The sequence below is a fragment of the Pedobacter sp. MR22-3 genome (genome assembly GCF_026240075.1).
Lineage (GTDB): Bacteria > Bacteroidota > Bacteroidia > Sphingobacteriales > Sphingobacteriaceae > Pedobacter.
Genome location: NZ_JAPIVF010000002.1, coordinates 650,484 through 670,440 on the forward strand (window position 1 = coordinate 650,484; position 19,957 = coordinate 670,440).

General features: G+C 37.8%; 16 protein-coding genes. 6 read left to right on the forward strand and 10 right to left on the reverse strand.

Annotated elements, in window-relative coordinates; translation table 11 throughout:
• Positions 1–330: 330 nt before the first annotated feature.
• The 3 genes from OQ267_RS06475 to OQ267_RS06485 form a co-directional block, all read right to left on the reverse strand.
• Positions 331–3,198 carry a ligand-binding sensor domain-containing protein gene (locus OQ267_RS06475; RefSeq protein ID WP_265835288.1) on the reverse strand — a complete coding sequence of 956 codons (2,868 nt, stop codon included), beginning with the start codon at positions 3,196–3,198 and terminating at the stop codon, positions 331–333.
• Between the two features lie 399 nt (positions 3,199–3,597).
• Positions 3,598–4,542, reverse strand: a complete 945-nt coding sequence (locus OQ267_RS06480; RefSeq protein WP_265835289.1) for a rhodanese-related sulfurtransferase — start codon at positions 4,540–4,542, stop codon at positions 3,598–3,600.
• Positions 4,543–4,727: 185 nt separating this feature from the next.
• Positions 4,728–7,139, reverse strand: coding sequence for a DUF5686 and carboxypeptidase regulatory-like domain-containing protein (locus tag OQ267_RS06485; protein WP_265835290.1), 2,412 nt, complete (start codon positions 7,137–7,139; stop codon positions 4,728–4,730).
• Between the two features lie 282 nt (positions 7,140–7,421).
• Between OQ267_RS06485 and kbl the strand changes: the two genes are divergently transcribed.
• From kbl to OQ267_RS06505, 4 genes are all read left to right on the forward strand, one after another.
• Positions 7,422–8,609 carry a glycine C-acetyltransferase gene (gene kbl / locus OQ267_RS06490; RefSeq protein WP_265819692.1) on the forward strand — a complete coding sequence of 396 codons (1,188 nt, stop codon included), beginning with the start codon at positions 7,422–7,424 and terminating at the stop codon, positions 8,607–8,609.
• 167 nt (positions 8,610–8,776) lie between these two features.
• The gene (pheS, locus tag OQ267_RS06495) at positions 8,777–9,817 is read left to right on the forward strand and encodes a phenylalanine--tRNA ligase subunit alpha (protein WP_265835291.1); all 1,041 of its coding nucleotides are present in this window, start codon (positions 8,777–8,779) and stop codon (positions 9,815–9,817) included.
• 2 nt (positions 9,818–9,819) lie between these two features.
• The gene (locus tag OQ267_RS06500) at positions 9,820–10,227 is read left to right on the forward strand and encodes a hypothetical protein (RefSeq protein ID WP_265835292.1); all 408 of its coding nucleotides are present in this window, start codon (positions 9,820–9,822) and stop codon (positions 10,225–10,227) included.
• The gene (locus OQ267_RS06505; protein ID WP_265819689.1) at positions 10,227–10,802 is read left to right on the forward strand and encodes a TetR/AcrR family transcriptional regulator; all 576 of its coding nucleotides are present in this window, start codon (positions 10,227–10,229) and stop codon (positions 10,800–10,802) included. Before OQ267_RS06500 ends, OQ267_RS06505 begins: the two co-directional genes overlap by 1 nt.
• 4 nt (positions 10,803–10,806) lie before the next feature.
• Here the strand turns inward: OQ267_RS06505 and OQ267_RS06510 are convergent, their stop codons facing one another.
• The 5 genes from OQ267_RS06510 to carA all read right to left on the reverse strand — a co-directional run bounded on the left by OQ267_RS06510 (position 10,807) and on the right by carA (position 15,909).
• Positions 10,807–11,493 (reverse strand): XAC2610-related protein, encoded by a 687-nt coding sequence (locus tag OQ267_RS06510; protein ID WP_265835293.1) that lies wholly within the window; start codon positions 11,491–11,493, stop codon positions 10,807–10,809.
• 45 nt (positions 11,494–11,538) lie between these two features.
• Entirely contained in the window at positions 11,539–12,495 is a 957-nt protein-coding gene (locus OQ267_RS06515; protein WP_265835294.1) for a Fic family protein, read from the reverse strand.
• Positions 12,496–12,606: 111 nt separating this feature from the next.
• Positions 12,607–13,725 (reverse strand): ABC transporter permease, encoded by a 1,119-nt coding sequence (locus tag OQ267_RS06520; protein ID WP_265835295.1) that lies wholly within the window; start codon positions 13,723–13,725, stop codon positions 12,607–12,609.
• A gap of 69 nt (positions 13,726–13,794) precedes the next feature.
• A complete protein-coding gene (locus tag OQ267_RS06525; protein WP_088299344.1) occupies positions 13,795–14,559 on the reverse strand; it encodes an ABC transporter ATP-binding protein in 765 nt (254 codons plus the stop codon).
• 237 nt (positions 14,560–14,796) lie between these two features.
• Positions 14,797–15,909, reverse strand: coding sequence for a glutamine-hydrolyzing carbamoyl-phosphate synthase small subunit (gene carA / locus OQ267_RS06530; RefSeq protein WP_088299345.1), 1,113 nt, complete (start codon positions 15,907–15,909; stop codon positions 14,797–14,799).
• Positions 15,910–16,229: 320 nt separating this feature from the next.
• On the opposite strand from carA, the gene panB reads away from it, so the two are divergent.
• Positions 16,230–17,045 (forward strand): 3-methyl-2-oxobutanoate hydroxymethyltransferase, encoded by an 816-nt coding sequence (gene panB / locus OQ267_RS06535; protein WP_088299346.1) that lies wholly within the window; start codon positions 16,230–16,232, stop codon positions 17,043–17,045.
• Between the two features lie 75 nt (positions 17,046–17,120).
• A complete protein-coding gene (locus OQ267_RS06540) occupies positions 17,121–17,807 on the forward strand; it encodes an RluA family pseudouridine synthase (protein WP_088299347.1) in 687 nt (228 codons plus the stop codon).
• A 34-nt stretch (positions 17,808–17,841) separates the two neighbouring features.
• Here OQ267_RS06540 and OQ267_RS06545 read toward each other — a convergent pair whose 3' ends face one another.
• Positions 17,842–18,300, reverse strand: coding sequence for a hypothetical protein (locus tag OQ267_RS06545; protein WP_265835296.1), 459 nt, complete (start codon positions 18,298–18,300; stop codon positions 17,842–17,844).
• 141 nt (positions 18,301–18,441) lie between these two features.
• Positions 18,442–19,884 (reverse strand): glycoside hydrolase family 30 protein, encoded by a 1,443-nt coding sequence (locus OQ267_RS06550; RefSeq protein WP_265835297.1) that lies wholly within the window; start codon positions 19,882–19,884, stop codon positions 18,442–18,444.
• Positions 19,885–19,957 lie beyond the last annotated feature (73 nt).

The following is a 19,957-nucleotide window of genomic DNA, read 5'->3' on the forward strand; positions in this document are numbered from 1 at the left end:
ATTATTAAAATTTAGTTAATTGTTAATATAAAAGTGAGGTTGTTTTTCTGCTTGTGCAAGTAAATATACCTCAACATTTATACATCATGAAGTTGATTTGAATACTTCAGTTAAACGTACCAAATAGCGTAAAGGGCCAAATAGGCACTTTTTTAATACGGCACCTTAATAATTTTTTTTAAATAGTGTAAAATATACACGAAGTAAATTGTGGGGTAAATTTTTCGGCTATGAGAGGTAATGATGTAGTGGTTTGCTGCCCTAACTAATGAATTTATGAGTACAATTTTATTTAAAATGATCTGCCTAAAACTTCCTGTCATTTTAAAACTACAATTCCATCAAGAATTCTGTAAGGTTTTTATCGTGCGGAACCTCTAGTTTTTTACGCAATCTATACCTTCTGATTTCCACGCCCCTCAGGCTAATGTTAAGCAGTGATGACATTTCTTTACTGCTCATATTCATCCTTAGGTAAGCACATAGTTTAAGGTCGTTAGGGACCAAATCAGGATGCTGTGCTTTTAATTTTTTGAAGAAACTTTCATGTGCTTCATTGAAACTGTTTTCAAATAAATGCCAGTCGCGTTCATCATTCATCCCATCGTTAATTACCTTCTGTATTTTACGGGTTTGATCATCAGACAGCTTCTTGCCGTTCTCATCTTTCAATTTGGTAATTTCGCCACCTAATTTTTGCAGCAACTCATTTTTATAAACCAGTGTCATGGCCGAATTGGCTAACTCGCGGGTTTTAGAAGCCAGCTCAGCCTGTAATTTTTCTGTCTGAAGCTTTGTAATCTGCTTCTCATTGGCTTCTGTTTCTCTTCTCAGGATTTCATCCTGTTCTGACTTTAGTTGCTCACTTATTTTTTGACTGTCTCTTTTAAGCTTTGTTTCATAGATTTTCTTACCTAAGATCAAAACCACAGCGAAAAGAATAGAATAGGCAAGTAATGACCAGTTGTTCAAATACCAGGGACGAAGAATGGTAAATTTAAAGACCGTTACATCTGTTACTGATGAGTCATTAAGTTTAGCCCTGAGCTTAAATTTATAGCTTCCACTGGATAGATTAGTAAAATCCTTTTCGGCAGCATCACTCCAGTCTGACCAGTCTTTTGAATAACCTTCTAAGAAATACTGGTATTTTACTTTAGCCTGCCTATAATAAGGAAGTGCAAAAGAAATGCGGATATTATTTCTGCTGTACGGGAGCTCGGTATCATTTCCGGTTTCATTAAGCGTATAGTATTTATCGGTAATGTCATCTATTCTCCGAATGAGAACAGCGGGGAGTTTACTCGCAATAGATTGATTTTGCTGTGAATTATAAATTACAAAGCCATCATCTACACTAATCAGATAGATGGAATTACTAATTTTACTAATGTTTTCATAGTATTGAACCATTCGTCCGTCGAGCAAACTAAACTGGTTGGAATCTATTTCTATTTTCCCCGGGGCAGAAAAATTAACCAAAGATGTTTTGCCGTGGTTGATAAACCAGTATTTCTTTTCTCCGGCCTGAATAATATTATTTGAAGCGGCAAAAGACTCCAGTTTTTTATTTAATACTTCGTAGCTGGTAAATTTATTGCTCAATTCATCATAGGTATAAAAACCTTTATCAGAAGAGAAGACAATTCTGTTTTCCAGATTAAAAATGTTGATATTATAATTACCAGGTAAACCATTGCGTTCATCAAAATACTTGGTGCTAATGACTTTTGTATAATCTGAATTTAAAGTAAGTTTATAAAGCCCTTTGTAAGCATGACCGACCCATATATCGCCTTTATTATCTTGCTCAATAAACCGGGATGGTGCATCGAAACCCGAAATTTGTGTGATAAATTTTAAACCTGCCCCGGGTATTTTCTGATATAGTGAGAGACCAACATAAGTGCCCTGGATCAGGTAATTGGGATTGGAATTTAGCTTTTTTATCGTCCAGCCGCCACTTGTACGCGAGATCCATTCAATCCGGTCACCAAAAACTTTAAATGTACCGCTGTTATGGCCGCAAATTAATTCGCTGTCAATGATGCTCAGTTCCCAAACTTGTCCTTGTGAACCCGGAATAAGTTTAAAATTAAGATTTGATGCCGTATTTGGAGACCATTCACTATAAAATAGCCCCTGGTTAGTGCCAAGATAGATTTTTTTGTCGAAAATAATACTGGAGTAAACTGTTCCGAACTGCCCGGTTTTATCAAAATAAAAGTACAGGGGCGAATTTAATTCAATCCTGTCGATGCCATTATCCAAACCTGCCCAAAGATTCTGTTCGTTATCAGCATACAAACTTAATATGGTATTGTTCTGAAGTCCGCTTGATTTATTGATTTTCTGTACAATGTTGCCGTCTTCATCAATGATAATCAAGCCATTCAGAATGGTTCCATAGGCATAATATTTTCCCAGTAACCGAACACCGTTATTAAGCTGATAAGTTTTCAGGAATGCATTTGCCGGTGTATTTAGGGGGGTAAAATTTTTTCCGTCATAGACAAAAAGGCCGTTTTTGCTGGTGCCGATTAAAAGTCCTCCATTCTTATAGGGTAGGATAGATAATACCCCTTGTTTGCCCAACTGATCGCTCTCTGCAAGGTAAACCAGTTTATTGCCAACCAGTTCGTGTAATCCGTTTTCAAGTATCTCTACAAAAAATCGTTTATTTACTTGGTGCAGAAAAAGTAATGATTTTGAGGAAGCTACAATGCTAATTTTATTATTATGGTAAATGAGAATTTTGGAAAACGACTGAAAAATAACACGGTCGCCATCCACATAAATTTTCCAGATTTCATCTGTGATTTTTGCCCCTTTTGGAAGCAGTGAAATGAGCGAATGATAAGTTAATTTATTTTCCTTAATGGCCCAATAACCAAATTCGCCGAAGCATCCGGTATAAATTTTTCCTTTTTGATCTGTCGCAACCGATCTTACGATCTGACCGTTTGGCATTTTATATTTTTGCCAATACTTTCCATCAAAAGTGAGTAAACCTTCGGCATTGCCGTAGTACATAATGCCATGATGGTCTTTGGCTATGCTCCAATTCTGATTGCCTGCACCGTAAACAGACTTGGAGTAATTTTCAATATACGGAACACCAATGCTCTTAATGTCGGAAGCAAAAGTATAATGGGATAGAAGAAGAAATAATAAAAACAGGCGTACTATACTAAACATATAATGGGATCTGATTAAGCCATTGCATTGCAAAGTAAATGAAAAACATTGGATGCTTGTTAGTTGATGGTTTTATTATTAAACTAATTGCTCAATAGTCCATAGACATCATTTTTGCAAAGTTGTTCATATTCATCATAAAGCCTCTTAAATGCAGCTTTAATGATATCACTCCGGGATGAAGCCATAAATAAACAACTTCTAATCCGGATCTAGAAAATTCAGCTTTTTATTGCCCATACAGCGTCATGCAATATTTAGGTTTACTGAATCTGCGGCTTTCTTAATTACCAGAATGGACGCTTTTTAGGTTTATCGGCTGGTGCCTATCCGCATTAAACAATCAATTATGGATTTCCAACTAAGCTATTGACCACTAACTGTTGGCCATCAACTCCATCATATCATTTCTACTTTCTTTGCTACTGGCTGAGGAACCTTCACATAATAACCTGTTCCGTCGTATGGGCGTTTCCGTGGATTAGTGGTGCAAGCCGTAGAGCAACAACCTTGCAGTTTTTCTCCACATTCATCACACTGGGTAATGTGTTCATTACACTCCGGATTGGCGCAATTGATCATTTTTGGGGTGGTTTTGCCACAATTATAGCAAACTGATACAACGGTAGGATTAACCTGATTAACATCTACGGCTATTCGATTATCAAATACGTAACATTTACCTTCAAAGTCTTTACCGCCTGCTTCCTTTCCATATTTGATAATTCCACCATGTAACTGGTAAACATCATTAAAGCCATGGTGTAAAAGAAGGGCCGAAGCCTTTTCGCACTTGATGCCTCCGGTGCAGTAAGTTAAAATTTTCTTGTCTTTGTATTGAGCCAACTGATTTATCTGCTCCGGGAAATCGCGGAAATTTTCAATATCTAGCGTAATTGCATTTTTAAATTTCCCCAGGTTATGCTCATAATTGGAGCGAACATCTAAAATAACAACGTCTTCATCATCCTTCATGGCCATGAAATCTGCTGGTTCCAGGTGTTTGCCTGTCTTTTCATTTGGATTGATAATCGAAGTGTCTCTTAAGCCCGAATGCACAATTTCTGACTTATAGCGACAGTGCATCTTTAAAAATGATGGTTCTTCCACCTCATCAATTTTAAATTCTGTCTTCGCGAAACGTTCATCAGCATTGATCGCTTTCATGTAGGCATCGCACGATTGTTGCGTACCTGAAACCGTTCCGTTTAAACCTTCATCAGCCACAATAATACGGCCTACTAAATTTAAAGATTTACAAAATTTAAGGTGATCTGCAGCAAATTGTTCTGCATCTGCTATGTAACTATAGCAATAATAAAGAAGTGTCTGATATTTTTTCATAATGCTGTTGATACCGTTGCAAACGGCGTTTAAAGCGAGGCAAAGATAATAAAAAAGATGGATGGAAGAAAGCGTTTAGGTAAAGGAGGTGCTTTCTTATGTCTCCCGGTTATAAGTAAAAGATGTAAGAAATAAGCCTAACTCATCTAACCCCTAACCAATCCAACCTTTAATCTTAACCTAAATTAAAATCCATAGCTGATTCTAAATCCCTGCGTCAGCTTTTGTGCGCCATCATAGGCGAAGCCATAACTTGCTCTTAATACCAATCGCTGAATACCAAAGTAAAATTCTTTATAATTTCTTTTTTCTGGTGAAGATAAATACCCGCCGCCTATAAATTCTTCTAACCTTGCTTTGCGTAAGATTGGAACCTTATTGAAGAAAAAGCCTGCAAAATTATGTTCCAGGTGTGCTTCAAAATATTGCTGATTGGTACTGAACTGATAAAAATCAAGAAATTGAAATTTACGAAGGTTAGGAGGGAAGATGGTAGAAATGTTACCCTGGAAATGTTTATAATCCAGGTAATACATTTTGCTGTTATTTAAAAACTTTCCAACGCCCGCTAAAAGTGAAGTATATCCCCATAAGCCTAACCCAATCCTATCCTGAGAAACCTCTGCTTTTACAAAGTCGTAATCGACATCGCTGCCCAATACCCCGTTCATCCCTTTTTTATACAAGAAGGTTATTTTCGGATATTTTGATTCAGTGTAAAACTTACCATCCGGTCTGGTGATGTATTTTTGCCCGATGGTATAAGTTAAACTTGCTGTCGCACTAACGGAAGTGTAAGTTGGAAATAGTGGTGTCTCCACATTCGGACTAAACGGATTATTGGAGGTAAATTCCCGCTCTTTATTATCGAAGAATTTAAAATCAGTGCTGTTGGTGAGATAATGATTCCTGTTATAATCAAAGGCCAGGCTGGCTTGTAAACCTGTAGCCAGTTCTCTGGTGGTATTGATGTTGAAAAAACTTTTTTCGTAGTATTTCGCAAAATTCTTTTCGTACAATAGCGAGTTAATGGTATTACCTATGGCCGTCATCGAACCCAAATTGTTCATGTCGAAAATTCCATTACCAAAAGATGCACTCACACTGGCTCGTTTTAATGGATTGTAAAGGTAATTTCCGCTTAAACTCGCCGTTAATTTCTGATTAGCAAAACCATACCTTGCCTCCGGTCTGATACTGTATGAAACGTTGTCATCAAGAACTTTTTTGTACGTAACACCATACTTGATCACAAGTCCTTCTACGGTATTATAAAAAATAGATTTTCTGATGGGATCAAATGAATAATATTTTTTATCATAGCGGTCATTGATGCTGTGGCCCTCCATAAAAAGCTTACCTAATCCGAATTTATTATTTTCTTTCTCCAGAGAGTCTAAATATTTTTTAGATTCTTTAAGCTTTGCAATGCTGTCTTTTTTAACATAATTTAATTTCTCATCAGGTGTTAAAGGAATCGGACGGTTACTGCTCCAATAAATAGAATCTTTTTTATTCACCATTTGGGTAACTTTCAGAATTTCACCATTAAAAAAGCTTTTTGGAAATTTAGGCTCAAGGTTGTAATTGCTATATACGCCAACATAGTACCCTGCAAATTTGAAACCCAAAATATTCCCATTAAACTGAAAGTTCACACTGGTAGGCATGTACACCTCTTTTACCTTCGTAAACTGCTGGTTGATGTTTAAAGTATCAATAAAATTGATCCCTGCATTTTTAGTCAGGTAAAGATCGGTGTTGTAAATTCTCCAGCTTTCATCAATAATATAGATAATACCTCTGAATACAGGATCATTTTCGCGACGTGGGATCACCTCTATCTTATGAACGAGTACACCATTTTCTTTCGAATCACCCAAAGATTTGTATTTGTAGTAGAACAGCGCATTGTCAGCAATTGGAGATATGAATCCTCTGGCACTCAATTTATTCTCTAACAGGTAATTATCATAAAAATTAATAATTAAATCTGAAGCCTTATTAAAGCTGAACGCACTGTTTGTACCTGCTACTTTAGAAGAAATCATCTCCTCACGGATATCATCTGGCCTTTGAAAATTGAATCTGCTTTGCGATTCTGAGAGATAAATAATGCCTTTTCTATTCGTATCCAGATCCATTACTTTTCTGATATCTCTGCCCATGAATTTTTTAGGGGCACCTTTTAGCCGTTGCACTCCCTTAATATAAACATCGCAGGAGAATGCTTTCACTTCCTCCAGGTGTTCCTTTCTCTTTTTAATGGCTTGTCTGATGATTTCATAGGCAGGGTCTTCTGCATTTGCCTTGATGTTAACGTTATCAAGCGTATAACTTTCAGAAGAGAGTTTAACATCCAAAACGATATTTGTATTAGCGTTTACGATATGATCTTGTTGTGTATAGCCTACAGCCCTGAAACTAAGTGTAAACTGGCCACTATTCAGCTTAATGGTATACTTTCCATCCACATTGGCTGATGTGCCCGTAGTGGTATTTTTTATATAAACAGATGCAAAAGGTACTGGTTGCCCGCCCGTATCCCGAATAGTTCCTGAAATAATATGTTGCTGTGCAATTACAAAATTGGCCAAACTACAAAATAAAAGGAGCGCGCAAAATTTTATCATGGTAATGATTAGTAAGCTATAAATATCGAATAAGTTTTAAGACTATACAGAATTTCAATGTTAAAGTTTGTTAAGTAGGAAAAAAAATAGCTTACCTGGTTTCTTTTTTCGTTTTTGCAAGATAATATATTGCATCGGCAAGCTGAGATCAGATTTCATTGGAAGTAAAATGGTATTTCAAGTTGGAATTTCAAACGGAGCGCGGTTTTTTTTATAACTTTGATGCCGTAATAACCATAAAAAGCCATGTACAAAACCTTACAACCTGTTCTTCAGAAGGAACTTGAAGAAATTGAAAACGCTGGATTGTTTAAACGCGAACGTATAATTATTACACCTCAGGGTGCAGATATTAAAGTGAGTGGCGGCGCAGAGGTGATCAACTTTTGTGCGAATAATTATTTAGGCCTTTCCTCTCATCCGAAAGTAATTGAAGCTGCTAAAAAAGCAATTGATGACCATGGTTATGGCATGTCATCAGTACGTTTTATTTGTGGTACCCAGGATGTACATAAAGAACTTGAAGCCAAAATATCTGAATTTTTAGGCACTGAAGATACTATTTTGTATGCAGCAGCATTTGACGCGAATGGAGGTGTTTTTGAACCCTTATTTAATGCTGAAGATGCCATTATTTCAGATGAACTAAATCATGCGTCCATTATTGATGGTGTTCGTTTATGTAAAGCACAGCGCTTCCGTTATAAAAATGCAGATATGGAAGATTTGGAAAAACAACTGATTGCAGCTAAAGATTGTCGCCACAGGATTATTGTTACCGATGGTGCTTTTTCAATGGATGGATCTGTTGCACCATTAGACCAAATTGCAGATTTAGCTGATAAATACGAAGCATTGATCATGATTGATGAGTCGCATTGCTCTGGTTTTATAGGTAAAACCGGACGTGGCACACATGAGCATTTTAATGTAATGGATCGCATTGATATCATTACCGGAACCTTAGGTAAGGCTTTGGGAGGAGCATCAGGCGGATTTACTTCAGGCAAAAAAGAAATCATTGATATGTTGCGTCAAAGGTCTCGCCCATATCTGTTCTCCAATACGCTTGCGCCTGCTATTGCCGGTGCTTCTATCGCCGTTTTGAATATGTTAAGTGAAACCACTTCATTGAGAGATAAACTGGAAAGCAATACCAAATATTTCCGTGAAAAAATGACCGGGGCAGGTTTTGATATCAAGCCTGGTTTTCACCCCATTGTGCCGGTGATGTTATATGATGCGAAGATAGCCCAAACATTTGCTGCAAAAATGCTGGAAGAAGGAATTTATGTGATCGGATTTTTCTATCCGGTTGTTCCGCAGGGTAAAGCACGGATTCGCGTCCAGCTTTCTGCTGCACATGAACAACATCACCTTGATCAGGCGATTGCCGCTTTTACCAAGGTGGGTAAAGACTTAGGTGTCATTTAAATTTAACCTACTGGTTGGTGTCTCACCAACCAGTGTAAATATTTAGAAAGCCACATCATGTGGCTTTTGCTGTTTTGGGTTCATTTTCTTTTATGCTGATATTGTAAACAGATTTTTGAACCCGGTATGTTTAAATTTTTACGATATTTTGCTGTATATTTGAACCCATGTTGCAGGATAAGATCACACAATACACCACGGATATTCAAGCTTTCGTAACACAAAAAGCAGATGAACTGGAGCAATTCCGAATTAAATACTTAGGCAGTAAAGGCATTATAAAAGAAATTTTCGAAGAATTTAAATCTGTTTCCATTGAAGAAAAAAAATCACTGGGGAAGGTTTTAAATGAGTTTAAGCAAATTGCCGAATCAAAATACAATTCCCTGAAGGAAATTACGGAATCCAGTACGGCTCAGGATTCTGTGAATGACCAGGATTTAACACTACCTGGAGAAGGTTTTGAAATTGGTTCACGGCATCCTTTGGCGCTGGTTAGGCGTGAAATTGTAGAGATTTTTGCCAAGCTTGGTTTTAATGTTGCCGAAGGACCAGAAATTGAAGACGACTGGCATAACTTCTCGGCGCTAAACTTTCCTGAAGAACATCCGGCAAGAGATATGCAGGATACATTTTTCATAAAAAAAGGCGGAGAAAAAGGCGACATTGCTTTGCGTACACATACTTCATCGGTACAAGTGCGTATGATGGAGCAGGGACAGCCACCTTTCAGGGCAATTATGCCGGGCAGGGTTTACCGCAATGAAGCCATTTCGGCCAGGGCACACTGCTTTTTTCATCAGATAGAAGGTTTGTATGTGGATGAAAATGTTTCATTTGCGGATCTAAAACAGACCTTATTCTACTTTGTACAGGAATTATATGGCGAGGGAACAAAAGTTCGCTTCCGTCCTTCTTACTTTCCTTTCACTGAGCCATCTGCCGAGATGGATATTTCTTGTACCATTTGTAAAGGCGCAGGCTGCCAGTTATGTAAATACAGTGGTTGGGTAGAAATTCTAGGTTGTGGAATGGTTGATCCGAATGTGTTGGAAAACTGTGGGATCGACGCTAAAAAATACAGCGGATTTGCTTTTGGTATGGGTATTGAGCGCATTGCGAATTTAAAATATGTGATCAAAGATTTACGCTTATTTTCAGAAAACGACGCCCGCTTCTTAAAACAGTTTAAATCAGCCTTAATTTAGCAATGCGGCATTTTTATAGCATATTGTTTTTTACGATACTATTGTGTGGCTGCGGGAAAGAGGAAAACTATATTCCAGAAGTGGTGGTTAATTATAATGTTACACTCACACAATTTAGTTTGCAGGCAAAAAACGGTGTATTATTGGTGCCTAATCAGGGAGTAGCTGGTTTAATTATTGTTAAAACACCATTGGGTAGCTTTGTGGCTTTTGATCGTTGCAGCACCGTTAATCCGGAGAAAAAATGTGCCATTGTTCCTGATGACAACAGTATCACTGCTACTGATCCGTGTTCAGGGGCAAAATTCTCCCTGCTTGACGGAACACCGCAGAAAGCTCCGGCAGAAAAAAATCTGAAAATTTACAATGTTTCCCTGCAGGGGAATGTTTTATTAAACGTAACCAATTAATGGAAGCCGAAAAAATAAAAGATACCGTAAAAAAAGCTGCCAAAGAACTTTTTAGAAAATATGGTTATCACAAAACAAGTGTAAACGAAATTGCTAAAAAGGCCCGGATAGCCAAGGCTACCATTTATAAATATTTTGAAAGCAAGGAGCAGGTGCTGGACAGTATCCTGATGGATTATTTAGATCAGAATCTTTACGAAATCATCAATAACAAAGTAAGCTATGCTTCTGAAGAAGAGCACCTGAAAGCTTTGGTGATGAAAACAAGCCGCTTATCCTTCACTGCATGTAATGAATTTATCGGATGGGATTTTGTTCGTGAAAATGCCAATTCGCAGGAGTTTTTAAAGCATTTATCCGATCAACTGGAAGCTTTACTGCTCGCGGCTTATCTGGAACTGGATAATTTTAAGAATAATCCCGCCAGGAGAGAAGGTTTAGCCTTTTTGCTTAAAGCCAGTAAAAGTATCGTATTTTCATTTGCATTTACTTCAGTGAGTGATGCCGATGTGAGAAAGAATTTTGTCAGTTTTCAAAAAGAAATTTTACCATTCCTGGTGAAAGCAGCCCTATAAATAATTAGGGTGTTGCATAGTAATCTTTGGTTTTAAACTTTTGAACAGTTTTTTGCATTTTGCCTCCCACCATTTTTTGCGTGATAACGGTTACTTCATCGCCCATACTGGAATCTTCAATCACTGACGACACTTCTTTAAGTCCCTTTTTGCTATCCACTTCATAACTGGTTGTACTGTGAAAACAACATCCGCTTTTTTGTTCAATACTGATTTGCTTTTTCTTCCGGTCAACATCGAACATACCTAAATTTTCACTGGCCAGTTTCGTCAGATTTTTATCCAGTGTAAACTTCCTGTTCTTATCAGAAATATAAATATCATATGAAGCACTGCCATAGGCACCTTTATTTCCATTTCTGATGGCGAGGTCTTCTTTGCCATCAAAATTAAAATCGCCAAAAATTAACGGACTTTGATACTTTCCGAGATCAAGCCAGCCTATTCTTGCATTTTGTTTTTCAGTTAAAGAAAAATCCAGGTCATCAGAGTGAAATGTCTGAATATCATCTCCTGTGATTTTGTCAGAAATGGCAATCGTAGCTTTTCCCTCACAATGGCCATCAGTGCAATCGGCAACAAATAACTTCGCATTATATTCATCTGAGGTATTATTCGATAAAAATTTAAATTGCGCAGATGCGTTAAAAGAAACCAATAAGGCTGCAAAAATAATCATCAGTTTTTTCATGATACAAAAGTACCTGATTCGTTTTAAGCAAAAAGTTAAAAAAGGTTAACGTATTCTTTTTCTGTTGGTGATATATTCTTTTACAGCTTTTTTTGTGGTGAGCCAGTCTTTTCCTTCTTTGTGTGCATCAATTTTGCCCTGCCTGGCCAACAAGCTAACATATTCCTGGCCGTAAGGAATATCCGGTTCTGCAACAATGCTTGCTATTGATTCATAATCACCATAGTGATTGCCGGGAAGGGCATTGATATACATATTTAATGAACGTTCAACAGCCTGAAGCATAAGTAAGCAGAGCTTATGGTAATTTCCTTTATTGGCTTGGTTAAGTGATTCGTAATATTTTTTTCGGTCTGTTTTAAGAATAATTGCAGGTGGCAACCCTTTTCTCATTAATAGCAGATTCATGGCCAGCCTTACGGTTCGGCCATTGCCATCAAAAAAAGGATGAATCCATACCAGCTTATGGTGGAAAATGGTGGTTAGCACCATGTCATTTAAAGACAGCGGATTATTATTCACAAAATTAATCAGCTCATCCAGTAAATCAGAAACCTTATTTGCGTTGGGCGGTATAAAATTGGCACCTACAATTCGAACACCTCCATTTCTGATGCGACCGGCAAAATCATCCTCAATGCTTCTTAATACCAAACCATGAAGTGATAATATATCTATACTGCGTAATTGGTAGCTTTCTTCTACCAGAGTGTATAGATAATTAATCGCTTTTTCATGATTAAATACCTCGAAATGCTCTCTCAGTGATTTTCCTTTGATGGTCATTCCTTCCTGGAGTACCATTTGGGTTTCCTGTAAATTTAGAGTGTTGCCTTCTATACTGTTAGAATTGTAAGTCCATTCAAGGCTTAAATCTGTTTTAATGCGCTGAAGTGCGCTATTAGGTAAAGGCCTCGAAGAATCAATTTTGGCTTTTTTCTCATACAACCGATCAATAAGGGGTTGTAATTCTTTCAGATCGTCCAGGTTAAAATTCCACATATACAAATATATTAATATCGTTTAGAATAGAAAATATATATAACCGATATTAATTTTACCAAAAAAAAGCCGGAGTTATTTCGCACCGGCCTAAAATATTTTTTTTAAAGGTTATTCCCACTTAAAAACTTTTACGGCAACTGCGTAAATCACAATCCCCCAGATCAACAGAATCATAATCTGAAACTTTACGTCCCATAAGCCCATACCTTCAAAAGCGACTTTTCGCATGGCATCATTAAGATAGGTTAAAGGTAAAGCCCTGCTGATGGGTTGCAGCCATGTAGGGAAAGCTTCAATGGAGAAAAACGTTCCAGACAATAAAAATTGTGGTAAGGTTACAATATTGGAAATGGGAGGAACCATACTTTCACTTTTCGCTATGCCTGAAATGATAAAGCCAAAACCCATAAATACAATAATTCCCATCGTAGCCAGCAATAACATATTTATCACCGTGACGACTCCGTGGACGAGGGTAAAACCAAAGAAAAAATGGCCGATCAGGATAATAAACAAAGCGCCAATGAGTGCGAAACCAATTCTGGCAATGCCTTCACCGATTACAATGCTGGAGCGCTTTACAGGGGTTGCAAAAAAACGTTTGATTACGAGTGTCTGGCGTAAGCTCAGAAAAACGAAAGCGGTGCCAAAAACGCCGGTGCTTAATAAGGAAAAACCCAATTGACCCGGTAAAATAAAATCAATCGTTTTATATTCTCTTCCGGTAACGGTACGCTCTTTAATTTCTGCAACGGTTGGTTTTAGTGTTTTATCGTAAAAAAGGTTGTTCAAAACCGACTTTAAAATGCCTCCCTTATCACGGGATGCAGAAGTATAAACCACATTAACGGAGTAAGCCGAGGTATTCACTTTTCTGTGGATATCTACCATCGCATCTACATTTCCTTTTTCAAGCAATTTATCAAATTCTGCTTTTGATTTGTCTTTTACCAGTCGGATCATACCTGTTTTTCCAAGCATGCTGATCACAGGGTTATTAATATCTGATCCGGGTGTAATGCCAACATCAATGCGCGTGCCGCCACCACCTAAAAAGCCAAAAACCAATATGAATATTAAGGGAAAAGCCAGCGTAAAAACAACTGCAGAAGGGCTTCTCATAATTGAACGGAAACTTGCCTTAGCCAGGGCAAGTGTTGCTGTAGTATTGCTATAAGCCTTAGGTCTTTCTCCCGCCAGAGCGGAACCTGAATTTCTATCGTTCATTTATTAACGTATAATTATTTTTTACTTTTTTGCAGATTGTATTCCATTTGCAGGTAACTCCTAATGAGGTTATTCTCTCCATTCTTTACCTGTCATACTGATAAATACATCTTCCAGATTCGCTTTTTTTACTTCTTTTTTACGTTCGAAACCACTGTTAATCAGCTGATCAATCAGGTTGTCAGGCGTATCTACAGCGATAATTCTTCCACGTTCTACAAATGCAACGCGATCACAAAGTTGCTCGGCTTCATCCATATAATGCGTTGTAATCACCACAGTGGTGCCGGCATTTCGAATTTCAATAATTAAATCCCATAAATTTCTTCTCGCCTGTGGATCCAAGCCGGTTGTAGGCTCATCCAGGAAAATAATTTTGGGCTGGTTAATAAGTGTCGTAGCAATAGAGAAGCGCTGTTTTTGTCCGCCGGAAAGGGCCTTGTATTTGGCTTTTGCCTTATCCTGAAGATTAACCTTTTCCAACATATCCATCGGCTTGATTTTAGCACCATACAAACCTGCAAAAAGTTCAATCAGTTCAATCAGATTTAAGTTGGGATAATAGCCGGCCGCCTGCAATTGCACACCGATGAGCTGTTTAATTGCGTTGGGATGTTTATCAACTGAAAGGCCATCAACGATAATTTCTCCTGAAGTTTTCTCTCTGAGTGTTTCAATAATTTCGAGAGTAGTGGTTTTTCCGGCACCATTAGGACCGAGCAAGCCAAAAATTTCATTTTCGTAAACTTCGAAACTTAAATCCTGAACGGCAATGAAATCATCATACTTTTTAACCAGATTTTTGACGCTGATCATGGCTTTGTTTGTTTCCATATAACGAAGGTAAGGAGCTAAAAATGAATTAAAAGTGAAATTAGTCAGAAAAAAAGAAAATATGATAAAATAAAAATGCGAATCAGGTTAGATCCGCATTTTTTTTAGTTAAAAGTTGAAAGTCTGTGTGGCGAAGCCAGAATCAGAAACGATACAGTGTTATTATATGTTGTAATCTATGACATTAAACCTGTAATCCACAACTTATAACTGGAAACCTTTTAACCCATGACCCGTTTACCAAACCAATTCGCCCTTCATCACGTTCACGAAATCATCAAATAAATAACGAGAATCATGAGGGCCTGGTGAAGACTCTGGGTGGTATTGTACTGAAAAGGCTTTTTTACCCTTTACACGAATACCCTCGATAGATTTGTCGTTCAGGTTAACATGTGTAATTTCAACTTTATCTGAATGTCTAACCTCATCCGGAATAACGCCAAAACCATGATTTTGTGAAGTTACTTCACAATGGTTTTTAATAATATTTTTAACCGGGTGATTTAAGCCACGGTGTCCGTTAAACATTTTCATCGTACCAATGCCGTTTGCTTCTGCCAGTAACTGGTGGCCTAAACAAATGCCGAACAATGGTTTGTCTTCTTCCATGATTTCCTTAATGGTTTCTACAGCATAAGGCATTACAGACGGATCGCCAGGACCGTTAGAAATAAAATAACCATCCGGACCAAATTCTTCCATTTCAGCAAACTTTGTTTTTGCAGGAAAAACCTTTACATAAATATCCCGGTTTTCGAAACTGCGGAGAATGTTTTTCTTTATCCCCAAATCTAATGCTGCAACTTTTAAGCTGGCATCAGGGTTTCCATAAAAATAAGGTTCAGTTGTACTTACTTTTGATGATAACTCCAGGCCTTCCATAGAAGGAACTTCAGCAAGTTTTTGTTTCAATTCATTAATATCTGTAATTTCTGAAGAAATGATGGCATTCATGGCACCTTTATCTCTGATGTGGCGTACCAGGGCACGGGTGTCAATATCAGAAATAGCGACCAGGTTATCATTCTGAAAGTAATCCTGGATAGATTCAGTTGCTTGTTTACGGCTATAAACAATATTGTAGTTTTTACAAACTAAGCCTGCAATTTTAATTGAATCAGATTCAATTTCTTCTTTCTGAATTCCATAATTACCAATGTGCGAGTTGGTGGTCACCATTATTTGTCCAAAGTAACTTGGATCAGTAAAGATTTCCTGGTAACCCGTCATCCCGGTATTAAAACAAATCTCGCCAGTGGTGGTGCCGATTTTTCCAGCCGCTTTGCCGTGAAAAATAGTGCCATCGGCCAGTAATAAAATCGCAGGTAACTTGGTGTAGTTAGTCATGGTAATTACAATATGGATTTTGAGTTGAAAAAAGACATGAAAAAAGGGTTTATCTCAGTACTTAAGCTGTTTTTGCAGGGTGCAAAAAAAGATGAATATATCCCTTCCATTTCGGGGTACAAAGATATGATTTAAGAATGGAAATGTAAAGAAAAAAGTTAAATAAGCTTTGAGGTAAAAGTAGAAAGACTAAAGCGAAAGGTTTGATGCTTGATTTGAGTATAAAACGATTTCAGGTTTGGTAGCTTTAGTCTTTTACCTTTGGTCTTTCCGCTTATTTAAGGAAAAAACAATACTTTTGGGGCTACAAAACAAAACCCATGTCGGTACATAAAGAAATCAAAAGAATAACCACACACATTTTACAGGAAATGAAGCAGCGTGGTGAAAAAATATCCATGCTAACAGCCTATGATTATTCCATGGCAACCATTTTAGATGATGCAGGACTGGATGTTTTACTGGTTGGTGATTCGGCATCGAATGTAATGGCTGGTCACGAAACAACTTTGCCTATTACTTTAGATCAGATGATTTATCATGCGGCATCTGTGATCAGAGCGGTAAAACGTGCATTTGTAGTGGTCGATCTTCCCTTTGGTTCTTACCAAGGAAATTCAAAGGAGGCTTTAAACTCTGCCATCAGAATTATGAAAGAATCTGGCGCACATGGTGTAAAGTTAGAAGGTGGTGAAGAAATTATTGAATCTGTTCAGCGCATTATTACAGCAGGAATTCCGGTAATGGGTCACCTGGGGTTAACACCACAATCGATTTATAAATTTGGTACCTATACCGTTCGGGCAAAAGAAGAAGAAGAAGCAAATAAATTAAAAACTGATGTTTTAGCTTTGCAGGCTGCCGGCTGTTTCGCCATTGTACTGGAGAAAATTCCTGCTGCACTGGGTAGAGAAGTAACCGAGAGCTTACATATTCCTACCATTGGTATTGGCGCAGGAAATGGCTGCGACGGACAGGTTTTAGTGGTAAATGATATGATTGGCTTAACCAAAGGTTTTAAACCCAGGTTTTTGCGTCAGTATATTAATTTATATGATGATATTCTAGGTGCTGCCCAGTCTTACATCCGCGATGTTAAAAGCAATGATTTTCCCAGCGAAAAAGAACAGTATTAAGTTTGGAGTCTATAGTTCAGAGCCTTTAGTCTAAAGTCTATTAAGCAATTAATCCTCTACCCAAAAAACCTCCCTATGCCCATTACCGATAAAGATATTCTTTTTGAAGACAATCATTTAATCGCTATTAATAAAAGAGCGGGGGATATTGTACAGGTTGATGAAACAGGTGATGAACCGTTAGATGAGCAGGTAAAAAAATACATTGCCCAGAAATATAATAAACCCAACGGCGCTTTTTTAGGCGTGGTACATCGATTAGATCGTCCGGTAAGCGGTGTCATTTTATTTGCAAAAACAAGTAAAGCTTTGGAACGGATGAATGCTGCCTTTAAAAATCGTGAGGTTAAAAAAACTTATTGGGCAGTGGCGAAAAATAAGCCTGAAAATGAATCAGGAACATTGATTCATTGGCTGATCAAAAATCCGCAGAAAAATGTGGTTACCTATTATAAAGCCGAAGTTCAGGGTTCTCAGCGTGCAGAATTATCTTATCGTTTACTCTCAAAAGTAGGCGATTATTATCTCATTGAGGTTGATCCGCTTACCGGCCGGTCGCACCAGATCAGGGTACAGTTGTCTTCGATGGGGTGTCCTATAGTTGGAGATAATAAATATGGCTATCCGAGGGGAAGCAGAAAAGGAAGTATTTGCCTGCATGCCCGCAGACTCCAGTTTCTGCATCCGGTAAAGAAAGAACCTGTCAACATTTTTGCCAAATTGCCTGTAGACGGCTTTTGGGAAAGGTTTGAGAATCTTTAATACCAGGTTTTATCGATCCGATCGTATAGCCTATTTATTTACAAATCACCGGCTTGAAAACCATTGCCTGATCAAAACGAAGATTAGCGAGGTTCTTAAATTTCATTTTACCATTTGATTCTTCTCCCTCTCCAAATCCTTCAACTAACTGATCGTTTTTCTTTAACCATACTACCTCACGCGTTGATGTTGTACCTTCTGATTGGAAAGTATAATCGGCAATAATGGTATCACCTTTAACGATGCCTGTAATGGTTCCATCATTTTTATCCTTTTCAAATAGCTTATAACTCAGCACTCCATTTACTTTGCCGTTGTTGATTTCCAAGCTTAAAGAGGCCGTATCTTTTTTATCAACGTATTGAAAGCATTGTTTCGAAGCTGTATCTGTGTGGGTAGCTTTAATATCAGTAGATACAGATTTTGTGCTGTTACTTTGGCAGGCAAGCATAGTAGAGGCAAAAATAGCGAGTAGTGGAATGATATTTCTCATGGTTTAGGTTTTGATAAGTTTTAATATCAAAGCCCTTGCCAGAAAAATCAGTGTAGGGTTTTAAAAACAATAATTTCAGTACCATCTGAAAAGGAAAAGCCCCGCATTGGCGAGGCTATCCTGACAATTAAACTAAGTTTTTTACCAAACATAAGTGGCAACAGTACCCTGATCAAGGCTGCTGGTTATTATTTTTCCTTTGTATTTAATGTTGAAATGGGTAGTGAAGCTATTGTTATTGCATACAATCAGCACATCTTTCCCATCTGGAGTTTTAAAAGCTACATTCTGCAAATTATTGGTCAAATTGGATGCAATTCGCACTGATCCTGCCGGAACAAATTTAGAGGCGTGAGCAATAACATAATAGGCTACGTTTCTACTTATTGCAGGTGCAATGGTAATTGCGCCTAAACATGATGTACAACCACCTTTATCTGTGTGTGGATTATAATTTTGATCTGCAGCCAGATTCCATTCCAATACATTTCTGCTCCAGTTTCGGGTTGCCCCGATAATTAGTGTAGATACGTGCCATTTCAAATCTTCGGCAAAATTACTTGGTCCGCCCACCCACTGCTCAGTGAAATAAACATTTTTATCGGGGTGTGCCTCATGAACTTTGGATAAAGCAGTGATCGGACCAGCATATAAGTGAAAGGCAGAACCATCTATATATTTTTTCGCCTTAGCATCGTTCAAAATGGTGATTGGATATTCAGGTTTATCAGCATTATGATCGTAGATGATGATTTTGGTTTTAATACCACTGTTTTTAAATACCGGACCTAAAGCTGTTTTAATAAAATTTGCCTGATCAGCAGCTGTCATGTACATGCTTGGATTATTCCCCGGGTGTAAAGGCTCGTTTTGAGGAGTAATGGCATCAATGACGATACCTTCTGCCTTCATGGCCTGGATGTATTTGACCAGGTATTTGGCATAGGTTTGATAATATTCCGGTTTCAAACTTCCTCCAATAAAGCTTTTATTCGTTTTCATCCAGGTTGGAGCGGTCCACGGTGAACCCAAAATTTTAATAGCAGGATTAATCGCTACAATTTTCTTTAATATTGGAATTAAATCTGCCTGCTCTTTGGCAATCGAAAATTTAGCCAGTGCTTCATCGGTTTCGCCTTCTGCGATATCGTTATAAGTGAAGGGAGTAGCACTTAAATCAGAAGCACCAATGCTGATCCTGATGTAATTAACACGGATGGCCTGATCAGTATTGGCAAAGAGTTCATTCAACAGTTTATCTTTTTCCGTTGCGGGCAAGGCATTAATTAAAGTAGCACTTCCACCTGTTAAGGTATAACCAAAACCATCAATGGTTTGAAATTTAGTTTCCGGGTCAACTTCAATCGTTGGATTTGAATTGGTTTCATCAGAGAAGTTCAGGGCGATATTTTGTTTCTGAAGCAATTGAGATTGGTCACCTTTGGTTAACCAGAAACCCACTTCACTTTTTTTGGAATTAGCATTGTTTTGTTGATTGGCTTCATTGCCTGATTTTACATTTCTGCTGGCGCAGGCAGATAATAGCAGACAGGTCACTAAACAAATATTGTAAATGAATTTCATAGGGAGATAAAAAGTTTAAAATCGAAATCTTTGTTTTTAAAAGGTTCGGGACGGTATACTTTGGCCCCGAACC

Coding starts and splice junctions, on each gene's coding strand:
- OQ267_RS06545 (WP_265835296.1), bottom strand. CDS start 18,300: ATGAGAAATATCATTCCACTACTCGCTATTTTTGCCTCTACTATGCTT.
- OQ267_RS06540 (WP_088299347.1), top strand. CDS start 17,121: ATGCCCATTACCGATAAAGATATTCTTTTTGAAGACAATCATTTAATC.
- pheS (WP_265835291.1), top strand. CDS start 8,777: ATGTTGCAGGATAAGATCACACAATACACCACGGATATTCAAGCTTTC.
- OQ267_RS06505 (WP_265819689.1), top strand. CDS start 10,227: ATGGAAGCCGAAAAAATAAAAGATACCGTAAAAAAAGCTGCCAAAGAA.
- OQ267_RS06480 (WP_265835289.1), bottom strand. CDS start 4,542: ATGAAAAAATATCAGACACTTCTTTATTATTGCTATAGTTACATAGCA.
- OQ267_RS06500 (WP_265835292.1), top strand. CDS start 9,820: ATGCGGCATTTTTATAGCATATTGTTTTTTACGATACTATTGTGTGGC.
- carA (WP_088299345.1), bottom strand. CDS start 15,909: ATGACTAACTACACCAAGTTACCTGCGATTTTATTACTGGCCGATGGC.
- OQ267_RS06525 (WP_088299344.1), bottom strand. CDS start 14,559: ATGGAAACAAACAAAGCCATGATCAGCGTCAAAAATCTGGTTAAAAAG.
- OQ267_RS06475 (WP_265835288.1), bottom strand. CDS start 3,198: ATGTTTAGTATAGTACGCCTGTTTTTATTATTTCTTCTTCTATCCCAT.
- OQ267_RS06550 (WP_265835297.1), bottom strand. CDS start 19,884: ATGAAATTCATTTACAATATTTGTTTAGTGACCTGTCTGCTATTATCT.
- OQ267_RS06520 (WP_265835295.1), bottom strand. CDS start 13,725: ATGAACGATAGAAATTCAGGTTCCGCTCTGGCGGGAGAAAGACCTAAG.
- kbl (WP_265819692.1), top strand. CDS start 7,422: ATGTACAAAACCTTACAACCTGTTCTTCAGAAGGAACTTGAAGAAATT.
- OQ267_RS06515 (WP_265835294.1), bottom strand. CDS start 12,495: ATGTGGAATTTTAACCTGGACGATCTGAAAGAATTACAACCCCTTATT.
- OQ267_RS06510 (WP_265835293.1), bottom strand. CDS start 11,493: ATGAAAAAACTGATGATTATTTTTGCAGCCTTATTGGTTTCTTTTAAC.
- panB (WP_088299346.1), top strand. CDS start 16,230: ATGTCGGTACATAAAGAAATCAAAAGAATAACCACACACATTTTACAG.